Raw genomic sequence first — 20596 nt, forward strand, 5'->3', positions numbered from 1 at the left:
CGTCTTCCAGTGACCACCGGGACTACGAGTATCGCTACTACTAAGCAGTAACTTAATCAGTCCGTGCCGACACTACCCACTTATTCCGCCGTGCTGTAGCCGGGCAGGCGGTGATCTGTGTCGCTCAGGCGTGCCTTGCCGGGCCGCGGCAGGGTGTGGGCCGCCTCGCGCAGGGGTACGCGTACGGCCTCGGCGAGGACCGCGAGGTCCAGCCGCAGCCCCTGGTGCGCGGCGTAGTGCTGGTCCAGGAGGTCCGCCTCGTCCCACGGCATCGCCGACCGGTGCCGTACCTGGGCCAGACCGGTCAGCCCGGGCTTCAGCTCCTGGCGCCAGTGCCGGGCGCCCCCGGTGCCGTTCCGTGCGTCGCCCGGGGCGAGCGGCGCGGGCCCGACGAGGGAGAGCTCGCCGCGTACCACGTGGTGCAGGCGCGAAACCACGTCGAGCTTCAGCCACCGGGTGTCCAGGGAGTACAGGACGAAGGGGTGGCCGTGCAGGCCGATGCGCGGGGAGCGCCGCGTCACACGGCGGCCCCGTGCGGCCAGCGTCAGGGTGGCGGCGGCCAGCAAAGGGGACGCGAGGAGCAGCAGGGTCGAACCGAGGACCAGATCGAGGGTGCGTTTGGCGCTCGGGCGGGGGAGCCGGGGCGGGCGCCGGAGGCGCGGCCGGGGTCCTCTTCCCCACTGCTTCTGCGTACGCATCGTTTCGTTCGCACCTGCCTGCAATCGGCGGATCGAATGCCACTTTTGCGCTGCTCGCGGCATTTTGTGCCAGAACGATCCCATGCGGCCATGATGGGGGAGGGCTGTGCGGCGCATGAGGCGCCAGGTGTCGCCGATGGCGCGTATAGGGAGCACGTAAGTTGAGTCAGGTCGACTCAGGTCTGTTGACTCCGGGAGGGGAGTCGTGCATCCTTGAGTCAGATCCACTCAAGTAGTCAGTTGGAGGAATCGAAATGGCACGTGCGGTCGGCATCGACCTGGGCACGACTAACTCCGTCGTCAGCGTTCTCGAAGGCGGCGAGCCCACCGTCATCACCAACGCAGAGGGCGCCAGGACCACGCCGTCCGTCGTCGCCTTCGCGAAGAACGGCGAGGTGCTGGTCGGCGAGGTCGCCAAGCGCCAGGCTGTGACCAACGTCGACAGGACCATCCGCTCCGTCAAGCGCCACATGGGCACTGACTGGAAGATCGACCTGGACGGCAAGAGCTTCAACCCGCAGCAGATGAGCGCCTTCATCCTGCAGAAGCTGAAGCGCGACGCGGAGTCCTACCTGGGCGAGAAGGTCACCGACGCGGTGATCACCGTCCCGGCGTACTTCAACGACTCCGAGCGCCAGGCGACCAAGGAGGCCGGCGAGATCGCGGGCCTGAACGTCCTGCGCATCGTCAACGAGCCGACCGCCGCCGCGCTGGCGTACGGGCTCGACAAGGACGATCAGACGATCCTCGTATTCGACCTCGGTGGTGGCACCTTCGACGTGTCGCTCCTGGAGATCGGCGACGGCGTGGTCGAGGTGAAGGCCACCAACGGTGACAACCACCTCGGTGGTGACGACTGGGACCAGCGTGTCGTCGACTACCTGGTGAAGCAGTTCGCCAACGGCCACGGCGTGGACCTGTCCAAGGACAAGATGGCTCTCCAGCGTCTCCGCGAGGCCGCGGAGAAGGCGAAGATCGAGCTGTCCTCCTCGACGGAGACCACGATCAACCTGCCGTACATCACGGCGTCGGCCGAGGGTCCGCTGCACCTGGACGAGAAGCTCACGCGCTCGCAGTTCCAGCAGCTCACCGCGGACCTCCTGGACCGCTGCAAGACCCCGTTCCACAACGTCATCAAGGACGCGGGCATCCAGCTCTCCGAGATCGACCACGTCGTTCTCGTCGGTGGCTCGACCCGTATGCCGGCCGTCGCCGAGCTCGTCAAGGAGCTGACCGGCGGCCAGGAGGCCAACAAGGGTGTGAACCCGGACGAGGTCGTCGCCATCGGCGCCTCGCTCCAGGCCGGTGTCCTCAAGGGCGAGGTCAAGGACGTCCTGCTCCTCGACGTCACCCCGCTGTCCCTCGGTATCGAGACCAAGGGCGGCATCATGACCAAGCTCATCGAGCGCAACACCACGATCCCGACCAAGCGGTCCGAGATCTTCACGACGGCCGAGGACAACCAGCCGTCCGTGCAGATCCAGGTCTACCAGGGCGAGCGCGAGATCGCGGCGTACAACAAGAAGCTCGGGATGTTCGAGCTGACCGGTCTGCCGCCGGCCCCGCGCGGTGTCCCGCAGATCGAGGTCTCCTTCGACATCGACGCCAACGGCATCATGCACGTGACGGCCAAGGACCTCGGCACCGGCAAGGAGCAGAAGATGACCGTCACCGGCGGCTCCTCGCTGCCGAAGGACGAGGTCAACCGGATGCGTGAGGAGGCCGAGAAGTACGCGGAGGAGGACCACTCCCGCCGCGAGGCCGCCGAGTCGCGCAACCAGGGCGAGCAGCTCGTCTACCAGACGGAGAAGTTCCTCAAGGACAACGAGGACAAGGTCCCGGCCGACGTGAAGACGGAGGTGGAGACCGCGGTCGCCGAGCTGAAGGAGAAGCTCAAGGGCGAGGACTCCGCCGAGATCCGCACGGCCACCGAGAAGGTCGCGGCCGTCTCCCAGAAGCTGGGCCAGGCGATGTACGCCAACACCCAGGCCGAGGGCGGCCCGCAGGGTGACGCGCAGCCGGGTGCCGAGCAGGCCCAGGGCGACGCCCAGGACGATGTCGTCGACGCCGAGATCGTGGACGACGAGAAGGACTCCAAGGGCGGTGCGGCGTGACCGAGGAGACTCCGGGCTTCGAGGAGAAGCCCGACGTCCCCTCCGGCGCCACCTCTGACGACGCCGAGCCGAAGGCCGCCGCCCCCTCCGAGGAGGAGGCGGCGGCCCCGGCCGGGGACGCGAACGAGAACACGGCCCTGACCGCGCAGCTGGACCAGGTCCGCACGGCGCTCGGCGAGCGGACCGGCGACCTCCAGCGGCTTCAGGCCGAGTACCAGAACTACCGCCGCCGTGTGGAGCGGGACCGGGTCACGGTCAAGGAGATCGCCGTCGCGAACCTCCTGTCCGAGCTGCTGCCCGTCCTGGACGACGTCGGCCGGGCCCGGGAGCACGGCGAGCTCGTGGGCGGGTTCAAGTCGGTGGCCGAATCGCTGGAGACGGTCGTCGCGAAGCTGGGCCTCCAGCAGTTCGGCAAGGAGGGCGAGCCCTTCGACCCGACGGTCCACGAGGCCCTGATGCACAGCTACGCGCCGGACGTCACGGAGACGACCTGCGTGGCGATCCTGCAGCCCGGGTACCGGATCGGCGAGCGCACCATCCGCCCCGCGCGGGTCGCGGTCGCCGAACCCCAGCCGGGGGCGGCTCCCGCGGCCGCGAAGGAAGAGAAGGCAGACGACGAGGAGAGCGGTGGCGGCGAGGAGGTCTGACATTCCGTCCGATCACCTGGCAGCACACCGCCCGGCCACCAGGGCCTCCCGTCCGGTCGGTGCCAGGGCCTGCGGGCCCGGCGCCGACCGGACGGGGGGCTCCCGGCCGGTCGTCCGGAAGGAGGGACGTCGATGAGTACGAAGGACTTCGTCGAGAAGGACTACTACAAGGTTCTCGGCGTCCCCAAGGACGCCACCGACGCCGAGATCAAGAAGGCGTACCGGAAGCTCGCCCGCGAGTTCCACCCGGACGCCAACAAGGGTGACGACAAGGCGGAGGAGCGCTTCAAGGAGATCTCCGAGGCGAATGACGTCCTCGGTGACGCCAAGAGGCGCAAGGAGTACGACGAGGCGCGCGCCCTCTTCGGCAACGGCGGCTTCCGCGCCGGGCCCGGCGGCGCCCAGGGCAACTTCAACTTCGACCTGGGGGACCTCTTCGGAGGCGCCCAGGGCGGGAGCCAGGGCGGCGCCGGCGGTTTCGGCGGCGGCGGCGGCCTCGGCGACGTGTTCGGCGGTCTCTTCAACCGCGGCGGCGGCGCCGGTACGAGGGTGCAGCCGCGGCGCGGCCAGGACATCGAGTCCGAGGTGACGCTCAGCTTCACCGAGGCGGTCGACGGGGCCACGGTCCCGCTCCGGATGTCCAGCCAGGCGCCCTGCAAGGCGTGCTCCGGCACCGGTGACAAGAACGGCACGCCCAGGGTCTGCCCGACCTGTGTCGGCACCGGCCAGGTCTCGCGCGGCAGCGGCGGCGGCTTCTCGCTCACCGACCCGTGCGTGGACTGCAAGGGCCGCGGCCTCATCGCCCAGGACCCCTGCGACGTCTGCAAGGGCAGCGGCCGGGCCCGCTCCTCGAAGACCATGCAGGTGCGCATCCCGGCGGGCGTCTCGGACGGGCAGCGCATCCGGCTGCGCGGCAAGGGCGCCCCGGGCGAGCGCGGCGGACCGGCCGGCGATCTGTACGTCGGGGTCCACGTCGACGCCCACCCGGTCTTCGGCCGCAAGGGCGACAACCTCACCGTCACGGTGCCCGTCACCTTCACGGAGGCGGCGCTCGGCGGCGAGGTGAAGGTCCCGACGCTCGGCGGCCCCTCCGTGACCCTCAAGCTACCGGCCGGTACGCCGAATGGGCGTACGATGCGGGCCCGTGGCAAGGGCGCGGTCCGCAAGGACGGCACCCGGGGCGACCTCCTGGTCACCGTCGAGGTGACCGTTCCCACCGACCTCGGTACCGAGGCCAGGGACGCGCTGGAGGCATACCGCAAGGCGACCGCGGGGCATGACCCGAGGGCGGAGCTGTTCCAGGCGGCGAAGGGAGCTTGAGGTGGAAGGCCGACGGCGTAATCCTTACGAACTGACCGACGAGTCCCCGGTGTACGTGATCTCGATCGCGGCCCAGCTCTCGGGCCTGCATCCGCAGACACTGCGCCAGTACGACCGCCTCGGCCTGGTCTCGCCCGACCGCACGGCCGGACGCGGCCGGCGCTACTCGGCCCGCGACATCGAGCTGTTGCGTACGGTGCAGCAGCTGTCGCAGGACGAGGGCATCAACCTCGCCGGCATCAAGCGCATCATCGAGCTGGAGAACCAGGTCGCGGCGCTCCAGCAGCGTGTCGCCGAACTCTCGGCGGCGGTGGACGGGGCCGCGGCGGCCATGCGGCAGCGCGAGGCCCAGGTCCACGCGTCGTACCGGCGCGACCTGGTCCCGTACCAGGACGTGCAGCAGACCAGCGCCCTGGTGGTCTGGCGCCCCAAGCGCCCCAAGGACTGACCTCGCGCCACGCGGCCCGTCACCCCGGTTTTCCGGGCGTGGCGGGCCGTTTCGCGTATTCCGGCGGTACGGGGCCGGCGGGGCCCTCCGCGAGGCCGGAGCGGATGAGGAGGGCGCCGAGGTGGGTGCGGCTGGTGGCGTTGAGCGTGCGCATGAGCTTGGCGATGTGGGCGCGGCAGGTGCGGACGCTGATGCCGAGTTTTTCGGCGGCGGCCTGGTCGGTGCAGCCGTCGATGAGGAGGCGGGCGATGCTCTGCTGGACGGCGGTGACGGGGGCGCCGGGGAGTGCGGTGGGCAGGTGCTGGGTGAAGGGGGTGGCTCCGGCCCAGAGCGTTTCGTAGATGCCGGCCAGGTAGTGCACGAGGGCGGGGTGGCGGATCTCCAGGGCGGCGCGGCCCTCGGGGTCGGCGGGGAGGTAGGCGACGGCCCGGTCGAAGATGATGAGGCGGTCGATGGCCCGCTCCACGGTGCGGACCTCCAGGAGCCCGCTGGGCAGTTGGGCCACGTACGCCCTGAGGTCGGTGCTGTAGCGCGCGGAGTGCTGGTAGATGTGCCGGACCCGGACGCCCCGCGCGGCGGTGGGCAGTGTGCCCGAGAGCGCTATCCGGAGCTTTTCGCGGGGACGGGTGCTGCCGGGCTGGATGGTCAGGATCTCGTCCCGGACCTCGCGGGCCGAGCCGTTGATGGACGCCTGGATGGTCGACTGTCCGTGGAGCGTGGTGAGGGAGATGGGTTCCCGGTCCGTCGAGGTGAGCGGGACGAGGGACTTCGCCAGCAGGTCGATCGCGCGTACCTGGTCGTGGACTTGGCGGGCGAGCGGATGCAGCAGGTGCGCCAGGCCGGCGGTGGGCGGTACGGGGCGCAGCCGGAGGCTGTCGTGGGGGTCGGGGACGAGCAGGGCGCCGTCGGCGACGCAGGGTACGTGCGCGGCGGCGGACCGGGCGATGCTGCCCTGCGTGAGCGCCTGGGTGTAGAGGCTGATGGCCGCGTCGCACAGTTCGCCTCCGCCGTGGCGGTGTTCGGTGGGCACGGTCATCGGGTGGGCTCCGCGAGGCGGGACTGGACGAGCAGGGCGCCGAGGTGGGTGCGGCTGGTGGCGTTGAGCGTGCGCATGAGTTTGGCGATGTGGGCGCGGCAGGTGCGGACGCTGATGCCGAGCTTCTCGGCGGCGGCCTGGTCGGTGCAGCCGTCGGCCAGGAGGCGGGCGATGCTCTGCTGGACCGCGGTGACGGGGGCGCCCGGGGTGGCGGCGGGGAGGGGATCGCCGAAGGGTGTGGCGAGGGCCCAGAGTACGTCGTACAGCTGCGACAGGTAGCGGACGAGGGCGGGGTGGCGGATCTCCAGGGCGGCGCTGCGGTCGGGGTTGGCCGGGAGGTAGGCGACCTTGCGGTCGAAGATCATCAGGCGGTCGATCCCGCGCTCCATGGTGCGGACCTGGAGGAGGTCGCCGGGCAGTTGGGCGAGGTATGCCTTGAGCCCGGGACCGTAACGCGCCGAGTGCTGGTAGATGTGGCGCAGCCGGACGTTCCGCCTGACGATCGGCAGCGTGCTGGCCAGGGCCACCCGGAGGATCTCCGGCGACCGGGTGCTGCCGGGCTGGACGGTGAGGACTTCGTCGCTCGCGTCGCGCAGGGCGGCGTCGATGGCCGCCTGGATGGCGGACTGCCCGGCGACGACCCTGATGGCGAGATCCGCGGGCTCGTCGGCGAGCGCGCTCAGCGTGTCCAGGGTCCTGGCCAGGAGATCGGCGGCACGCACCTGATCCAGGATGTCCCGGGCCAGCGGATGCAGCAGCCGCGCCAGGGCGGCCGTGGGCGGTACGGGCCGCAGCCACGTGCCGTCGCGGGGGTCGGCGGCGAGCAGGGCGTGCTCGGCGAGGCAGGGCACCTCACCGGCGGCGGCCTGGGCGATGCGGCCCTTGGCCAGGGCCTGCGTGTACAGGCCCACCGCTTCGTCGCACAGTGCGCGCCCGCTGTGACGGTGTTCGGTGGGCACGGTCATCGGGTCGGTTCCGCGAGGCCGGAGCGGATGAGGAGGGCGCCGAGGTGGGTGCGGCTGGTGGCGCCGAGGGCCTGCATGAGCTTGGCGATGTGGGCGCGGCAGGTGCGGACGCTGATGCCGAGCTTCTCGGCGGCGGCCTGGTCGGTGCAGCCGTCGGCCAGGAGGCGGGCGATGCTCTGCTGGACGGCGGTGACGGGGGCGCCCGGGGTGGTGGCGGGGAGGTGCTCGGTGAAGGGGGTGGCTCCGGCCCAGAGCGTTTCGTAGATGCCGGCCAGGTAGCGGACGAGGGCGGGGTGGCGGATCTCCAGGGCGGCGCGGCCCTCGGGGTCGGCCGGGAGGTAGGCGACGGCCCGGTCGAAGAGGATCAGGCGGCCCACGCTCTGCTCCATGGTGCGGATCTGGAGGCGGCCGGCCGGGATCTCCGCCAGGTACTCCTTGAGCCGGGGGCTGTAGCGCGCCGAGTGCTGGTAGAGGTGTCGGAGCCGGCCGCCCGAGGCGAGGACGAACTCCGCGTTCATCCGGCCCTGGCGCATGTTGTGGACCAGGCGGTTGCCGCCGGGCTGGGCGGTGAGGACTTCGTCCCTGGCCGACTGCGAGGCGTCGCGGAGCGCCGCGTTGATCCGGTCGTGCCCTTCGATCACGGTGATCGAACGGTTCGGGTCCTCGTCGGCGCCCGCGAGCAGCGGCAGCAGGGACCGGGTCAGCCCGGTGGCCAGCCGGACCCGTGCGTCGATCTCCCGGCTGAGGGGGCTGAGCAGTTCCCCCAGGACCGCGGACGGCGGCACGGGGCGCAGCCACGCCTCGTCCCGCGGGTCGGGGAGGAGCAGACCGAGCGCGGTGAGGCAGGGGGCGGTCTCCGCGGCGCTGCGGGCGATGCGGCCGGCGGCGAGGGCCTCTCCGTAGAGGGCGAGGGCGGCTTCGCAGAGCTCCCGATCGCTGTGGGGGTGCGTCGTCACCGGCACGGTCATTCCTCGGGGCCCTCCTCGGTACCCTCCACGACGCCGGATTGGACGAGCAGCGCGCCGAGATGGGTGCGGCTGGTGGCGCCGAGGGTGTGCATCAGCTTGGCGATGTGGGCGCGGCAGGTGCGGACGCTGATGGCCAGTTTGCGGGCCACGATCTGGTCGGTGTTCCCCTCGACGAGGAGGCGCGCGACGCTCAGTTGGGTGGGGGTGATCGGGGTGTCGTGCGCGGGGGCCTGGAGCGGGGCCGTCAGCGGCTTGGCCTGGGCCCACAGCACCTCGTAGACCTGGATCAGGTAGCGCACGAGGGCGGGGTGGCGGATCTCCAGGGCGGTGTCGCGTCGTGGACTGGCGGGGATGAACGCGACGGTGCGGTCGAAGACGAAGAGACGCTCGACCGTCTGCTCGATGGTGCGCACCTGGATGAAGCCCGACGGCATGTCGTCCACGTACGCCTTGATGGCCGGGCTGTAGCGAGCGGGGTGCTGATAGATGTGGCGGAGCGTCACGCCTCGCTCGGCAACGTCCAACGCGAGAGCCAGCGCCTTCTTGAGCTGGTCCACGGGCCGGTTGCCGCTGGGCTGCAGGGTGAGGATCTCGTCCTGCGCGCCGTCCGTGGCGTTCTGGATGGCGGCCTCGATCAGTGGCATGCCTTCGAGGACGGTGATGGCGAGGTTGGGGTCGGTGCTGGCGACGGAGGCCAGGGGGGCCAGGGAGTCGGCCAGGGCGGCGGAGAGCCGGATGCGCTCGTGGATCTCCCGGGTGACGGGCTGGAGCAGATGGGCGAGGGCCGCGGACGGAGGAACGGGTCGGATCCAGCCATCGTCCTGGGGATCGGGATGGACGAGGGCCAACTCGATGAGGCACGGAGCGGGTTCGAGAGCGGAGCGGGGCAGTCGGCCGACTCTGAGCGCCTCGGTGTAGGTCCTGATGCCGGCGTCGCACAGTTCCAGATCACCGTGCGGCTGATGGGATATGCCCTCGTCCCCGCCCATTCGTGACCCCCCACTTTCGGCAGTGCAGCAAGATGACGGTGGTGCCAGCCTAGTTCCCGGGCCAGTGTGGAGGTGTCGGGGGAGCCGGGAACTCCCCCGGCTGATCAAGGGCGTGGCCATGCTCTCCCCCATTGCGTGGCACGCCCACCCGGCCCGGGGGGTGGGGATCTTTGGGGCCGGCCGGTCAGGAATCCTGGTCCAGGATTCCTGACCGGGCGATCAGATAGCCGAGTTGGGCGCGACTGGTGCTGCCGAGCGCGGCGCTGAGCTTGGCGACGTGGGCGCGGCAGGTGCGTACGTTCATGCCCAGGCGGCGGGCGATCGCCTCGTCCACGTAACCCTCGACCAGGAGTTTCGCTATGGATCGCTGGACGCCGGTGATCCCGTCGTTCGGCGGAGTGTACGGAGCCTCTTCGCTGAGGGGCGTCGCCAGCTGCCAGAACTGGTCGAACACGGAGACGAGGTACTCGACCAGTCCGGGATGGCGCAGTTCGAGGGCGACCTGCCTGTCGCGGCGCGCCGGTATGACGGCCATGGAACGGTCGAAGATGATCATGCGGTCGATCAGCTCTTCGAGTGTCCTGATTTCGACGTTTCCCGCGTGGAGGCGTTCCAAGTAGGCGAAGACGCCGGCGCCATGACGTGCCGTGTGCTGGTAGAGAGTCCGCAGCCGCACGCCCCGGCTGAGAGGGCCCGCCACGCGCTCCAGCGACTGGGTGAGCACGTCGGGATTCCGGACCCCGCCCGGCTGGATCGTCAGGATTTCCTTGGTGCACTGGGCGGTGGCGACGTCCAGCGTCGCGTTGATCGCCTGAAGTCCTTCCAGCACGGTGATCGCGTGCGTGGTCGCCGCAGGCTGCGTGCTGATCGCCATAAACGGCTCGAATGTGTCGGTCAGTTCGATCGTCGTGCGTCGACGGTCACGGATCTCGCGTTCCAGGGGCTGCAGGCGCTGGGCGAGTATGGCCGACGGCGGAACGGGTCGCAGCCAACTCGCGTCGTCCGGATCGGGGCGCAGAAGCCCGAACTCCAGGAGGCAGGGCGCCGGGCCTGTTTCCGAGCGGGCGATGCGGCCGGCGCCCAGGGCGCTGCCGTACAGCCGGGCCCCCTCGTCGCAGAGTTCCGTGATGAGGTGAGGATGCGTAGGTTTCACGCTTGTTGTGAGCAAATCTCCGCCCCCCAGGGTCCTGAACGTACAGGAACATGATGCATCGCTTCTGTGGCCTGGACGTGCTCCCTTGCGACATGGTCTTGGTAGAGCCGGGGGAGAGGGACTACCAAGTGAGGACGAAGCCGACCATGTACAACAAATTGCTTCGCTCGGTTCTCGCCGTCGCCTTTGCCGCCGCGGCGTTTGCCGTGGCGACTCAGACGGATGTTTCGAGTTCGGGCGGAGATGTGTCCTGGGACAACGCATCGGCGGCCAAGCTCGGGACGGCGGACGTGTCGTGGGACATCATGCCCGCACGTAAGGCCGCAGAGGCATGACCGCCCCGCCGGACGACCGGACCTTCCGGCGCGAGATGGCGACCGCCTACCGGTCAGGGTGGCATTTCATCGATCTCGTCACGGCGCTGCCGCATCGTGGCGACTCGTTGATGGTCACTCTGTTCGGCGACCCGGTCGTCGTCGCCCGCGAGGACGACGGTGAGGTCCGCGCCTACCGGTGTCTGCGCAAGCCGCGGGGTGCGCCGCAGCCGGTGCGCTGTGCCATCCGGTACGACATGATCTTTGTGAATCTCGCACAGCGTGACCACCAGTTGTTCGAACCTGAAGCCATTGCCGCCACCCCCCGCAGTGCCTGAGCGATCCCCCGTCGTTCCACGTCGCTCAGTCACTTCCCCCACACAACGGCGCCACCGTGACCTGAACACGGTGGCGCCGTTGTGCTGTGCCGGCGGGCGGAATGCTCAGCCGCGGCCCAGTGCCCGGTCCAGGGTGATCTCGATGACGACCCGGTCCGGGTTGGGCGAGGGCACCCGGTCGTAGCGCTCCGTGTGGCGGCGGACGGCCTCCGCGACGCGCTCCGGGTCCGTGCTGATCCGGGCCACGCCCTCCAGGGTCGCCCAGCGGCGGCGGTGCACCTGGCACGCCGCGACCCGGGCGCCGTCCGGGCCCGCGGCCAGGATGTTGGCCGCCTTGCGGCTGTGCCTGTTGGTGATGACCCGGGCGAGGCCGGCCTCGGGGTCGTACGTCACGCACACCGGGACCACGTGCGGCGTGCCGTCGGGGCGGGGCGTGGTGAGCGTGCACACGTGGCTCTCGCGCCAGAACGCGAGGTACTCGGGGCTCGGCTGGTGTACGTCGACTGCCATGGGCCCCAGCGTATGCGGGCGGGAACGGCCTGCGGTGGCGGGTGCCCACGACGGCCGGTTCACTCGGAAGAGGGGTGTGACCGTGTTCCGCCTTGAGTGGAATGCGCTCAGGAATGCACTCACCCCTCGGCGCGCGCGGCCTTGAGTGGAATAGACTCAACTTTGTACACGTTGACCGTGTCAGTAGTGGGGAACGGACCAGTCGTCGCAAGGAGGAGACAGCGCACGTGGACGCCGAGCTGACCAACAGGAGCAGGGACGCCATCAACGCGGCCACCAGCAGGGCCGTGAAGGACGGGCACTCCGATCTGACCCCGGGGCATCTGCTGCTCGCGCTGCTCGCGGGCGAGGACAACGAGAATCTGGTCGATCTGCTGGCCGCCGTCGAGGCCGACCAGATCGCCGTACGCACCGAGACGGAACGGCTCCTGGCCGCGCAGCCCAGCGTGACCGGGTCGACCGTCGCACCGCCCCAGCCCAACCGCGAGCTGCTGGCCGTCATCGCGGACGCCGCGCAGCGCGCACAGGAGCTGGGCGACGACTACGTCTCCACCGAGCACCTGCTGATCGGGATCGCCGCGAAGGGCGGCCGTGCCGGTGAGATCCTCGACGGGCAGGGGGCCAGTGCGAAGAGGCTGCTGGACGCGTTCGAGAAGAGCAGGGGAGGGCGCCGGGTGACCACTCCCGACCCGGAGGGCCAGTACAAGGCCCTGGAGAAATTCGGCACGGACTTCACCGCCGCCGCGCGCGAGGGCAAGCTCGACCCGGTCATCGGCCGGGACCAGGAGATCCGCCGCGTCGTCCAGGTGCTCTCGCGGCGCACCAAGAACAACCCGGTGCTCATCGGTGAACCGGGCGTCGGAAAGACCGCCGTGGTCGAGGGGCTCGCCCAGCGCATCGTGAAGGGCGACGTTCCCGAATCCCTCAAGGACAAACGGCTCGTCTCGCTCGACCTGGGCGCCATGGTGGCGGGCGCGAAGTACCGCGGCGAGTTCGAGGAGCGCCTGAAGACCGTCCTCTCCGAGATCAAGGAGAGCGACGGCCGGATCATCACGTTCATCGACGAGCTGCACACCGTGGTGGGCGCGGGCGCCGGCGGCGACTCCGCGATGGACGCGGGCAACATGCTCAAGCCGATGCTGGCCCGCGGCGAGCTGCGGATGGTCGGCGCGACCACGCTGGACGAGTACCGCGAGCGGATCGAGAAGGACCCCGCCCTGGAGCGCCGCTTCCAGCAGGTGCTGGTCGCCGAGCCGTCCGTCGAGGACACCATCGCGATCCTCCGCGGCCTCAAGGGGCGTTACGAGGCCCACCACAAGGTCCAGATCGCCGACGCGTCCCTGGTCGCCGCGGCGACCCTGTCCGACCGCTACATCACCTCCCGCTTCCTGCCCGACAAGGCCATCGACCTCGTGGACGAGGCGGCCTCCCGGCTGCGCATGGAGATCGACTCCTCGCCCGTCGAGATCGATGAGCTCCAGCGCTCCGTCGACCGGCTGCACATGGAGGAGCTGGCCCTCAGGAACGAGACCGACGCCGCCTCCAAGCAGCGCCTGGAGAAGCTGCGCCGCGACCTCGCCGACAAGGAGGAGGAGCTGCGCGGCCTCAACGCCCGCTGGGAGAAGGAGAAGCAGGGCCTCAACCGGGTCGGTGAGCTGAAGGAACGCCTGGACGACCTGCGCGGCCAGGCCGAACGCGCCCAGCGCGACGGTGACTTCGACACCGCGTCGAAGCTGCTGTACGGGGAGATCCCCGGCCTGGAACGCGAGCTGGCCGAGGCCGACGAGGCCGAGCAGGAGGCCGCCCGCGAGCCCAAGGAGACCCTGGTCAAGGAAGAGGTCGGGCCGGACGACATCGCCGATGTCGTGGGCGCCTGGACCGGTATCCCGGCCGGCCGCCTCCTGGAGGGCGAGACGCAGAAGCTGCTGCGCATGGAGTCGGAGCTGGGCAGGCGCCTGATCGGACAGACCGAGGCCGTGCAGGCCGTCTCGGACGCGGTACGCCGCACCCGCGCCGGCATCGCCGACCCCGACCGCCCCACCGGCTCGTTCCTGTTCCTCGGCCCGACCGGGGTCGGCAAGACCGAGCTGGCGAAGGCCCTCGCGGACTTCCTCTTCGACGACGAGCGGGCCATGGTCCGCATCGACATGAGCGAGTACAGCGAGAAGCACAGCGTCGCCCGGCTGGTCGGTGCCCCGCCCGGTTACGTCGGCTACGAGGAGGGCGGCCAGCTCACGGAGGCGGTCCGCCGCCGTCCGTACACCGTCGTCCTGCTGGACGAGGTCGAGAAGGCCCACCCCGAGGTCTTCGACATCCTGCTCCAGGTCCTGGACGACGGCCGGCTCACCGACGGACAGGGCCGGACGGTGGACTTCCGGAACACCATCCTGATCCTGACGTCCAACCTCGGCAGCCAGTTCCTGACCGATCCCCTGACCAAACCGGAAGAGAAGAAGCGCCAGGTTCTGGAGATCGTCCGGGCCTCCTTCAAGCCGGAGTTCCTGAACCGGCTGGACGACCTGGTGGTCTTCTCCGCCCTGTCCGGCGACGAACTGACGCACATCGCGGGCCTCCAGATCGACCGGCTCGCCAAGCGCCTGGCCGACCGGCGGCTCACCCTGGACGTCACCCCTGAGGCCCTGGCCTGGCTGGCCGAGGAGGGCAACGACCCGGCGTACGGCGCCCGGCCGCTGCGCCGCCTCATCCAGACGGCGATCGGGGACCGGCTCGCGAAGGAGATCCTGGCGGGCGAGATCAGGGACGGCGACACGGTCCGCGTGGACCGTGTCGAGGACGGCCTGATCGTCGGAGCAGCGAGCTGAGAGCGGCCGCCGACGCCGTAAGCGGAACCCGTACGGCGTAACCGGAACGTCCCGGCCCCGTTCCTCACCGGCTGAATATCAGCTTGTGGCGGATCGGGGCCTTCCGGGCTTGCCACGCCCCGCCCGGCATAAGAGAGGATGGCAGCCAACCGCACGAAGGGAAATTACGGTGAGCATCGATCCGTCCTCGATTCCTAACTTCGGGGGCCAGCCCGAACCGCAGGCGGCAGGACCGGAGGGCCCCGTCGTCCCTGACCAGGACCTCGTCAAGCAGCTCCTGGACCAGATGGAGCTGAAGTACGTCGTCGACGACGAGGGCGACCTCGCCGCGCCGTGGGAGGAATTCCGCACGTACTTCATGTTCCGCGGCGAGGGCGAGCAGCAGGTCTTCTCGGTCCGTACGTTCTACGACCGCCCGCACGACACGGACCAGCGCCCGGTCCTCCTCGACGCGATCGACGACTGGAACCGCCGCACCCTGTGGCCCAAGGTCTACACGCACACCCACGAGCCCGAGGAGGGCGAGGAGGGCGGCCCCTCCGTCCGCCTGATCGGTGAGGCGCAGATGCTCATCGGCACCGGCGTCTCCCTGGAGCACTTCGTCTCCTCGACGGTCAGCTGGGTGCGCGCCTCCATCGAGTTCGACAAGTGGCTGCTGGAGCGCCTGGGCCTGGCCCCGGCCGAGCAGAAGGCCGAGGACGGCACGGAGCAGTCCGCTCCGGACGCCTGAGTCCTCCCAGCACGCAGGAAGAGGCCCGGACGGGGGAACCCGCGCCGGGCCTCTTCCTGTATCAGAGCCGCTTCAGCCGGGAAACGGCCTCCTGGAGCACGTCCGTACGTTTGCAGAACGTGAAGCGGACGAAGGGGGCGCCCTGGTCGCGGTGGTCGTAGAAGACGGCGTTGGGGACCGCCACCACTCCGCAGCGTTCCGGCAGCGCCCGGCAGAACGCGATGCCGTCGCCGGCGGCGTCGAGCGGGCGGATGTCGGTGGTGACGAAGTACGTGCCGGCCGGCCGGTAGACCGCGAACCCGGCCTCGGCGAGGCCCGCGCACAGCAGGTCCCGCTTGGCGCGCAGGTCCGCGCGCAGCTCCTCGTAGAAGCTGTCGGGCAGCCGCAGCGCCTCGGCGACGGCGTACTGGAGGGGGCCGCCGGAGACGTACGTCAGGTACTGCTTCGCCGAGCGCACCGCCGTCACCAACTCGGCGCTGCCGGTGACCCAGCCGATCTTCCAACCCGTGTACGAGAATGTCTTGCCGGCTGACGAAATGGTGACCGTGCGCTCGCGCATGCCGGGGAAGCCGGCCAGCGGCAGGTGTTCGCCCTCGAAGACCAGGTGCTCGTAGACCTCATCGGTGACGACGAGCAGATCGTGCTCGCAGGCCAGCTCGGCGATGGCGCCCAGTTCCTCGCGGCTGAGGACGGTGCCGGTCGGGTTGTGCGGGGTGTTGATCAGCAGCAGCCGGGTACGGCGCGTGACCGCCGCGCGCAGTTCGTCCAGATCCAGCCGATAGGTGCCGGCGGAGGTGTCAGGACGCAGCGTGACGGGAACGCGCGTCGCGCCCGCCATCGCGATGCAGGCGGCGTACGAGTCGTAGTACGGCTCCAGCGCGATGACCTCGTCGCCGGGCTCCAGGAGCGCCAGGAGCGAGGCGGCGATGGCCTCGGTGGCACCCGCGGTGACCAGCACCTCCGTGTCGGGGTCGTACGCCAGGCCGTAGCGCCGCTGCTGGTGGCCGGTGATCGCGGTGCGCAGCTCGGGAACGCCGGGGCCGGGCGGGTACTGGTTTCCCTGCCCGGCGCGCAGGGAACGCACCGCGGCCTCGCGGATCTCCTCGGGGCCGTCGGTGTCCGGGAAGCCCTGGCCGAGATTGATGGCTCCGGTGCGGACGGCCAGCGCGGACATCTCCGCGAAGATCGTCGTACCGAACTCGGCGAGGCGGCGGTTGAGCAGCGGTCGTCCGTGTGTCATGGCCGCCATCCTGCGCGCAAGCTCTGGAGTTGCTCAAGTCTGCTTTGGCCGTCCGGCGGCGGGGGCATCTCCCCTGCACGCCGGAACGGCGCGGAGCGGGGGGCCTCGCTTCGGGGGATGGAAGGACGTGAGGTCATGGGCGGTGTGCTGGTCGGCTTGATTCTGGTCGTGCTGGTCGTGGTCCTCGTCGCGATGGTGGCGGGGGCCGGCGGGCGGGGGCGTGCGCCGGCGCGCAGCCGGCGGCGCGGTACGGCGGGCGGCTCGGCCGCGGGGGGCAGCTGGTGGGCCGGGGACAGCGACGGCGGCTCGTCCTGCGGGAGCGGTGGCGGGCACTCCGGCGGCGGGCACTCCGGCGGCGGTGGGCACTCGGGCGGCCACTCCTGCGGCGGGGGGTCCTCGTGCGGCGGGGGTTCCTCCTGCGGCGGCGGAGGCGGATGCGGCGGAGGCAGCTGACACGGGGCAGTTGGTCCGCGAGGGCGTGTCCGCTGACACGCCCTGAGGCCCGGCGGGACGCGCGATGCACGCGCCAAGTCCCGCCGGGTTCCTTTTTGTTGGGGCCTCTCATGGGTCTGCGGTGAACAGGTGAGCGGAAGGCCCCCCGAGGGGGATGGAAACCCCGGCAAGTTGGGCAAAAACGCTGTGAGTGCGGCGTAGTTCGTGATTCCCTCGTTGGAGAGAACATTCAGCCCTCGGACCCCAGTTGGACCTGATCGGGCGCTTCCCACCTCCCACGCGTACGACGCGGGGGCGTCCCCTGTCCATGTGTCCACGCGTGTTTGCGGAGCCGACCCATGCTCACGACCCTTCATACGGCCTATTCCGATACCCGTGCCGCCGATCTGGCCTGGGCGCTGGGGCGCGAGCCGCTCCCCGCGCTGGCCGTCCTCGACCTCGAACTCGCCGGCGCCACCCTGCAGCTGCGGCTGCTCGGCGCCTCCCACCAGGTGCTTCTGGAGGAGGAACAGGGCAGCTGTTCCGAGACCGTCGCCTGTATGCCCGGCAGCAGCACCCCGCTGCCGCTGGGCGTCGCCAAGCGGATCGGTGGCTGGGAGTACGAGTTCGCGGCCCGCGTCGAGACGCTGAGCGCGGGCTCCTTCGCCGGGCGCGCGCAGGAGCTGCTGGCGCTCGTCTCCGACCACCCGCACGGTCTGGCCGGAACGTTTCCGGGCAGCCCGCACGCCTTCACGGCCATGCTCGCCCAGCGGACCGAGGGCCAGGTGCGGTGGCGCACCTGGCACGCGTACCCGCAGGAGGGCCAACTCGTCGTGACGCGGACCCGGGTGGGCGTGCGGGTGCCCGCGGTGGCGCTGTGACGCACACCTGCCGCGCCTCGGGTGCGCCACTTACACCCTTGTGGGTGACAAGCGGCGAGCGATCGGTGACGTAGCGTTCGCGGCATGATCGACCAGCAGGTGTCGCTGCGAGGGGGCGCGGCGCGGCTTCCCGTCCGGCCGAGGACCGGTCGGTATCTCGTGCTGGCCGCCGTCTTCGTCTGTGCCGCCTGCGGACTGGTGTACGAACTCGAACTGGTGGCGCTGGCCTCCTACTTGATCGGCGACTCGGTCACCCAGGCGTCCGTCGTGCTCTCCGTGATGGTGTTCGCGATGGGGATCGGCTCGCTGCTCGCGAAACGTTTACGCAACCGGGCGGCGGTGGGCTTCGGGCTGATCGAGGCGGCGCTCGCCCTGGTGGGCGGCTTCTCGGCGCTGGTGCTCTACGCGTCGTTCGCCTGGTTCGGCGAATCGCGGTACGCGCTGGTCGGGTTCTCGCTGACGATCGGCATCCTGATCGGCGCGGAGATCCCCCTGCTGATGACGCTGATCCAGCGGGTGGACCGGCAGGACGCGGGCGGGGCCGTCGCCGACCTGTTCGCGGCGGACTACGTGGGCGCGCTCGTCGGCGGCCTCGCCTTCCCGTTCCTGCTGCTGCCCATGCTCGGCCAGCTCACCGGCGCGCTGCTGACCGGCGCGGTGAACGCGGCGGCGGGCGGGGCGCTGGTGCTGTGGGTGTTCCGGCGGGACCTGACCCCCAGGGCTCGACGGCTGCTGATCGCCGCCAATGTCATGGTGATCGCGGTGCTGGCCACGGCCGCGCTGCTGGCCGACGACTTCGAGCGGGCGGCGCGGCGCGCGGTGTACGGGGACCAGGTGCGGGTCGCTGTCCAGACCGATGTGCAGGAGGTCGTGCTGACCGGGGCCGGCCGCAGCTCCCTGGACCTCTATCTGGACGGGCGGCTGCGGGTCAGCTCCCGCGACGAGTACCGCTACCACGAGGCGCTGGTGCACCCGGCGATGAACGGGGCGCGCGCCCGGGTCCTGATCCTGGGTGGCGGGGACGGGCTGGCGGCGCGGGAGGTGCTGCGCTATCCGGACGTGCGGAGCGTGACCCTGGTCGAGCTGGACCCGGCCGTCACCCGACTGGCCCGTACGGACCCCGCGCTCTCCGCGCTGAACGCGCACGCGCTGGACGACCCCCGCGTGACCACGGTGACCGGCGACGCGTTCGCCTGGCTGCGGACCGCCCGCGGCCGCTACGACGTGGTGATCTCCGACCTCCCCGGCCCCGGGATCTCCGCCGCCACGAAGCTCTACTCGGCGGAGTTCTACGGCCTGGTCGCCGAGGCCCTCGCACCGGACGGACGGCTCGCTGTGCACGCGGGACCGGCCGTCGTCCGGCCGCGCACCTTCTGGACGGTCGACGCCTCCATGCGGGCCGCCGGGCTGCGTCCGCGCCCCTATCGGATCAGCGGGCGCCGATCGGGCTTCGCGGCCGGCCCCGATCGGGCCGAGGGCGGCACGGACGGGGCCGGCGGCTGGGGGTTCCTGCTGGCCAGGACGGCGGCGACACCCACGCTCGGCCTGGCCCCGGACGCACCCGCGCTGCGCTCCCTGAGCGTGCCGGGGCTGCTGGACGCGGGGCGCGGGGCGGAGGCCGGGCGGCTGTCCGGCCTCGCGCCGTCGACGCTGGTGCACCCGCGCTACTGGGAGGAGCGGTGAGGTGCGGCGGGCGTGCGGTGCCGGGCGAGCGAGGTGCCGGGGTGCGGGGCGGTCGTGGATGCGGAAGCGCTGACGGGACGGCCGGGGCTGAGTAGGCTCGTTCACCATGGAGCATGAGGTGTTCGTTCCGGTTCCGGTCCCGGCCCTGCGGCGGACGCTGGGTGACCCCGTCCGGGTCGCCCGCTGTGTACCGGGGTTCCAGCAGGACGCCGACGCGTCGGCGGGCCCCCTGGCGGGCCGGCTCAGAATCCGGGCGGGCGGCCACACCATCACGTACCGGGGCACGCTGCGCCTCACGCCGTTGCCGGGCGACCCGGATGTGGACTCCGTGCACGCCGTCCTGGTGGAGGGCGAGGGCGCGGAGGCCCGGGGCGGCGGCTCGGCGAAGCTGTCCCTGACCCTTCGGCTGACGGAGGGCGACGAGGGCACGTCGATCTCCTTCGAGGGCGGCGCGAGCGGTGACGGCCGCCTGCGGGGCCTGGAGCCGGCGGCGGCGCTGTCGACGGCCCACCGCCTGCTGGACCGGTTCGCCCAGCAGCTCGTGACGGAGTCGCTGGCCGCCCAAAGCGAGGGCGCGGCCGACGAGGCATGGGGCGGCGGGGCGGCGGGTGCCGGCAGCGCGGGGACTGCGGAGAGCGGGACTGCGGGGAGCGGCGCTTCGGGCGACGGGGCCTCGGGCGCCACGGCCTCCACCGACGAGGCTTCTGCCAGTAGGCCGGAGACGCCGGGCGCTGCCGAGGTCACCGCCGATGAGCTGGCCGTCGGGGAGGCCGTGGAGAAGGCGCTCGAAGAGGCCGCCGAGGAGGCGGACCAGACCGGCCCCGAGCCCTCAGCCGGCTCCCCGCTCAGCGCCTCCGGGCCCCTGAGCGGCGCCGACGAGTCGCTGCCGACGCACGAGGCCGCCCCCGACGAGGCGCCGGGCGCGGAGCAGCCGGGGGAGCGGGGCGCGGAGCAGGACGGGGGAAAGGACGGGGAGCAGGACGAGGAGCCGTCGCAGGACGGGGAGTCGCTGTTCGACGCGCCCATCCCGCCGTCGTCGCTGGACCCGGTCGCCGGAATCGAGTTCACCGTGCCGGACGGGCCTCCGTCCGAGGCCGCGCACGCCCGGCGCACCATGATCGGGCGCAGCGCGGAGGAGGTCGACCACGCCCCGCCGCGCGGCCGGTACGCCCCCGTGCCCACGCCGGACTCGGGCGGCGCGGGCGCGACGCTGCGCTGGGTCGCCCCGGCGGCCGCGCTGGCCCTCGCCTCGGCGGTGGTCGTCAGCCGGGCGTTGCGGCGCCGGAGGTAGTGGCGCCAGTAGGCTCG

20 protein-coding genes are annotated in these 20596 nt (G+C 71.2%); 12 read left to right on the forward strand and 8 right to left on the reverse strand.

What is annotated here, in order from left to right:
* Positions 1-80: 80 nt before the first annotated feature.
* Positions 81-698, reverse strand: coding sequence for a sugar transferase (locus OG867_RS16880; protein ID WP_406286292.1), 618 nt, complete (start codon positions 696-698; stop codon positions 81-83).
* Positions 699-952: 254 nt separating this feature from the next.
* Between OG867_RS16880 and dnaK the strand changes: the two genes are divergently transcribed.
* From dnaK to OG867_RS16900, 4 genes are all read left to right on the forward strand, one after another.
* Positions 953-2812, forward strand: a complete 1860-nt coding sequence (gene dnaK / locus OG867_RS16885; RefSeq protein ID WP_328901004.1) for a molecular chaperone DnaK — start codon at positions 953-955, stop codon at positions 2810-2812.
* Positions 2809-3459 (forward strand): nucleotide exchange factor GrpE, encoded by a 651-nt coding sequence (gene grpE / locus OG867_RS16890; protein ID WP_328901003.1) that lies wholly within the window; start codon positions 2809-2811, stop codon positions 3457-3459. Before dnaK ends, grpE begins: the two co-directional genes overlap by 4 nt.
* A 132-nt stretch (positions 3460-3591) precedes the next feature.
* Entirely contained in the window at positions 3592-4779 is a 1188-nt protein-coding gene (gene dnaJ / locus OG867_RS16895) for a molecular chaperone DnaJ (protein ID WP_328901002.1), read from the forward strand.
* A gap of 1 nt (position 4780) precedes the next feature.
* Positions 4781-5227, forward strand: coding sequence for a heat shock protein transcriptional repressor HspR (locus tag OG867_RS16900; protein WP_328901001.1), 447 nt, complete (start codon positions 4781-4783; stop codon positions 5225-5227).
* A gap of 19 nt (positions 5228-5246) precedes the next feature.
* On the opposite strand, the gene OG867_RS16905 is transcribed toward OG867_RS16900, so the two are convergent.
* The 5 genes from OG867_RS16905 to OG867_RS16925 form a co-directional block, all read right to left on the reverse strand.
* Entirely contained in the window at positions 5247-6263 is a 1017-nt protein-coding gene (locus OG867_RS16905) for a LuxR C-terminal-related transcriptional regulator (protein ID WP_328901000.1), read from the reverse strand.
* A complete protein-coding gene (locus tag OG867_RS16910; RefSeq protein WP_328900999.1) occupies positions 6260-7228 on the reverse strand; it encodes a LuxR C-terminal-related transcriptional regulator in 969 nt (322 codons plus the stop codon). Before OG867_RS16910 ends, OG867_RS16905 begins: the two co-directional genes overlap by 4 nt.
* Positions 7225-8196, reverse strand: a complete 972-nt coding sequence (locus tag OG867_RS16915; protein ID WP_328900998.1) for a LuxR C-terminal-related transcriptional regulator — start codon at positions 8194-8196, stop codon at positions 7225-7227. Before OG867_RS16915 ends, OG867_RS16910 begins: the two co-directional genes overlap by 4 nt.
* Positions 8193-9185 (reverse strand): LuxR C-terminal-related transcriptional regulator, encoded by a 993-nt coding sequence (locus OG867_RS16920; RefSeq protein ID WP_406286297.1) that lies wholly within the window; start codon positions 9183-9185, stop codon positions 8193-8195. The genes OG867_RS16915 and OG867_RS16920 overlap by 4 nt, the downstream gene beginning before the upstream one ends.
* Positions 9186-9369: 184 nt before the next feature.
* On the reverse strand, positions 9370-10338 hold the full coding sequence (locus OG867_RS16925; RefSeq protein WP_328900996.1) for a helix-turn-helix transcriptional regulator: 969 nt from the start codon (positions 10336-10338) through the stop codon (positions 9370-9372).
* A gap of 146 nt (positions 10339-10484) precedes the next feature.
* On the opposite strand from OG867_RS16925, the gene OG867_RS16930 reads away from it, so the two are divergent.
* Together OG867_RS16930 and OG867_RS16935 are read left to right on the forward strand one after the other, a co-directional pair.
* Entirely contained in the window at positions 10485-10673 is a 189-nt protein-coding gene (locus OG867_RS16930; protein WP_406286300.1) for a hypothetical protein, read from the forward strand.
* Positions 10670-10990, forward strand: coding sequence for a (2Fe-2S)-binding protein (locus tag OG867_RS16935; RefSeq protein ID WP_328900994.1), 321 nt, complete (start codon positions 10670-10672; stop codon positions 10988-10990). The genes OG867_RS16930 and OG867_RS16935 overlap by 4 nt, the downstream gene beginning before the upstream one ends.
* Before the next feature lie 105 nt (positions 10991-11095).
* Here OG867_RS16935 and OG867_RS16940 read toward each other — a convergent pair whose 3' ends face one another.
* Positions 11096-11500, reverse strand: a complete 405-nt coding sequence (locus tag OG867_RS16940) for a pyridoxamine 5'-phosphate oxidase family protein (RefSeq protein ID WP_406286303.1) — start codon at positions 11498-11500, stop codon at positions 11096-11098.
* Positions 11501-11727: 227 nt separating this feature from the next.
* Between OG867_RS16940 and clpB the strand changes: the two genes are divergently transcribed.
* Positions 11728-14322 (forward strand): ATP-dependent chaperone ClpB, encoded by a 2595-nt coding sequence (clpB, locus tag OG867_RS16945; protein ID WP_406286305.1) that lies wholly within the window; start codon positions 11728-11730, stop codon positions 14320-14322.
* Between the two features lie 169 nt (positions 14323-14491).
* Positions 14492-15052 carry a YbjN domain-containing protein gene (locus OG867_RS16950; RefSeq protein ID WP_328900991.1) on the forward strand — a complete coding sequence of 187 codons (561 nt, stop codon included), beginning with the start codon at positions 14492-14494 and terminating at the stop codon, positions 15050-15052.
* Positions 15053-15113: 61 nt separating this feature from the next.
* Here the strand turns inward: OG867_RS16950 and OG867_RS16955 are convergent, their stop codons facing one another.
* Positions 15114-16292 (reverse strand): pyridoxal phosphate-dependent aminotransferase, encoded by a 1179-nt coding sequence (locus OG867_RS16955; protein WP_406286309.1) that lies wholly within the window; start codon positions 16290-16292, stop codon positions 15114-15116.
* A 117-nt stretch (positions 16293-16409) separates the two neighbouring features.
* On the opposite strand from OG867_RS16955, the gene OG867_RS16960 reads away from it, so the two are divergent.
* The 4 genes from OG867_RS16960 (at position 16410) to OG867_RS16975 (ending at position 20579) form a co-directional block, all read left to right on the forward strand.
* Positions 16410-16745 (forward strand): hypothetical protein, encoded by a 336-nt coding sequence (locus OG867_RS16960; protein ID WP_406286311.1) that lies wholly within the window; start codon positions 16410-16412, stop codon positions 16743-16745.
* Positions 16746-17083: 338 nt separating this feature from the next.
* Positions 17084-17605 (forward strand): DUF2617 family protein, encoded by a 522-nt coding sequence (locus OG867_RS16965; protein WP_018102088.1) that lies wholly within the window; start codon positions 17084-17086, stop codon positions 17603-17605.
* An 84-nt stretch (positions 17606-17689) separates the two neighbouring features.
* Positions 17690-19288, forward strand: coding sequence for a polyamine aminopropyltransferase (locus tag OG867_RS16970; RefSeq protein ID WP_406286314.1), 1599 nt, complete (start codon positions 17690-17692; stop codon positions 19286-19288).
* Positions 19289-19406: 118 nt separating this feature from the next.
* Positions 19407-20579: an SRPBCC domain-containing protein gene (locus OG867_RS16975; RefSeq protein WP_406290994.1), complete on the forward strand. Its 1173-nt coding sequence runs from the start codon at positions 19407-19409 to the stop codon at positions 20577-20579.
* The last annotated feature ends 17 nt before the right edge of the window (positions 20580-20596 follow it).

This window comes from Streptomyces sp. NBC_00209, assembly GCF_045206345.1.
Taxonomy (GTDB): domain Bacteria; phylum Actinomycetota; class Actinomycetes; order Streptomycetales; family Streptomycetaceae; genus Streptomyces.

Excerpts from the sequence above, each read along its gene's own strand:
- OG867_RS16920 (WP_406286297.1), bottom strand. The coding sequence starts at position 9,185 with ATGGGCGGGGACGAGGGCATATCCCATCAGCCGCACGGTGATCTGGAA.
- dnaK (WP_328901004.1), top strand. The coding sequence starts at position 953 with ATGGCACGTGCGGTCGGCATCGACCTGGGCACGACTAACTCCGTCGTC.
- OG867_RS16880 (WP_406286292.1), bottom strand. The coding sequence starts at position 698 with ATGCGTACGCAGAAGCAGTGGGGAAGAGGACCCCGGCCGCGCCTCCGG.
- dnaJ (WP_328901002.1), top strand. The coding sequence starts at position 3,592 with ATGAGTACGAAGGACTTCGTCGAGAAGGACTACTACAAGGTTCTCGGC.
- OG867_RS16930 (WP_406286300.1), top strand. The coding sequence starts at position 10,485 with ATGTACAACAAATTGCTTCGCTCGGTTCTCGCCGTCGCCTTTGCCGCC.
- OG867_RS16915 (WP_328900998.1), bottom strand. The coding sequence starts at position 8,196 with ATGACCGTGCCGGTGACGACGCACCCCCACAGCGATCGGGAGCTCTGC.
- OG867_RS16955 (WP_406286309.1), bottom strand. The coding sequence starts at position 16,292 with ATGACACACGGACGACCGCTGCTCAACCGCCGCCTCGCCGAGTTCGGT.
- OG867_RS16935 (WP_328900994.1), top strand. The coding sequence starts at position 10,670 with ATGACCGCCCCGCCGGACGACCGGACCTTCCGGCGCGAGATGGCGACC.
- OG867_RS16910 (WP_328900999.1), bottom strand. The coding sequence starts at position 7,228 with ATGACCGTGCCCACCGAACACCGTCACAGCGGGCGCGCACTGTGCGAC.
- OG867_RS16940 (WP_406286303.1), bottom strand. The coding sequence starts at position 11,500 with ATGGCAGTCGACGTACACCAGCCGAGCCCCGAGTACCTCGCGTTCTGG.
- OG867_RS16965 (WP_018102088.1), top strand. The coding sequence starts at position 17,084 with ATGCTCACGACCCTTCATACGGCCTATTCCGATACCCGTGCCGCCGAT.
- OG867_RS16960 (WP_406286311.1), top strand. The coding sequence starts at position 16,410 with ATGGAAGGACGTGAGGTCATGGGCGGTGTGCTGGTCGGCTTGATTCTG.
- OG867_RS16970 (WP_406286314.1), top strand. The coding sequence starts at position 17,690 with ATGATCGACCAGCAGGTGTCGCTGCGAGGGGGCGCGGCGCGGCTTCCC.
- OG867_RS16905 (WP_328901000.1), bottom strand. The coding sequence starts at position 6,263 with ATGACCGTGCCCACCGAACACCGCCACGGCGGAGGCGAACTGTGCGAC.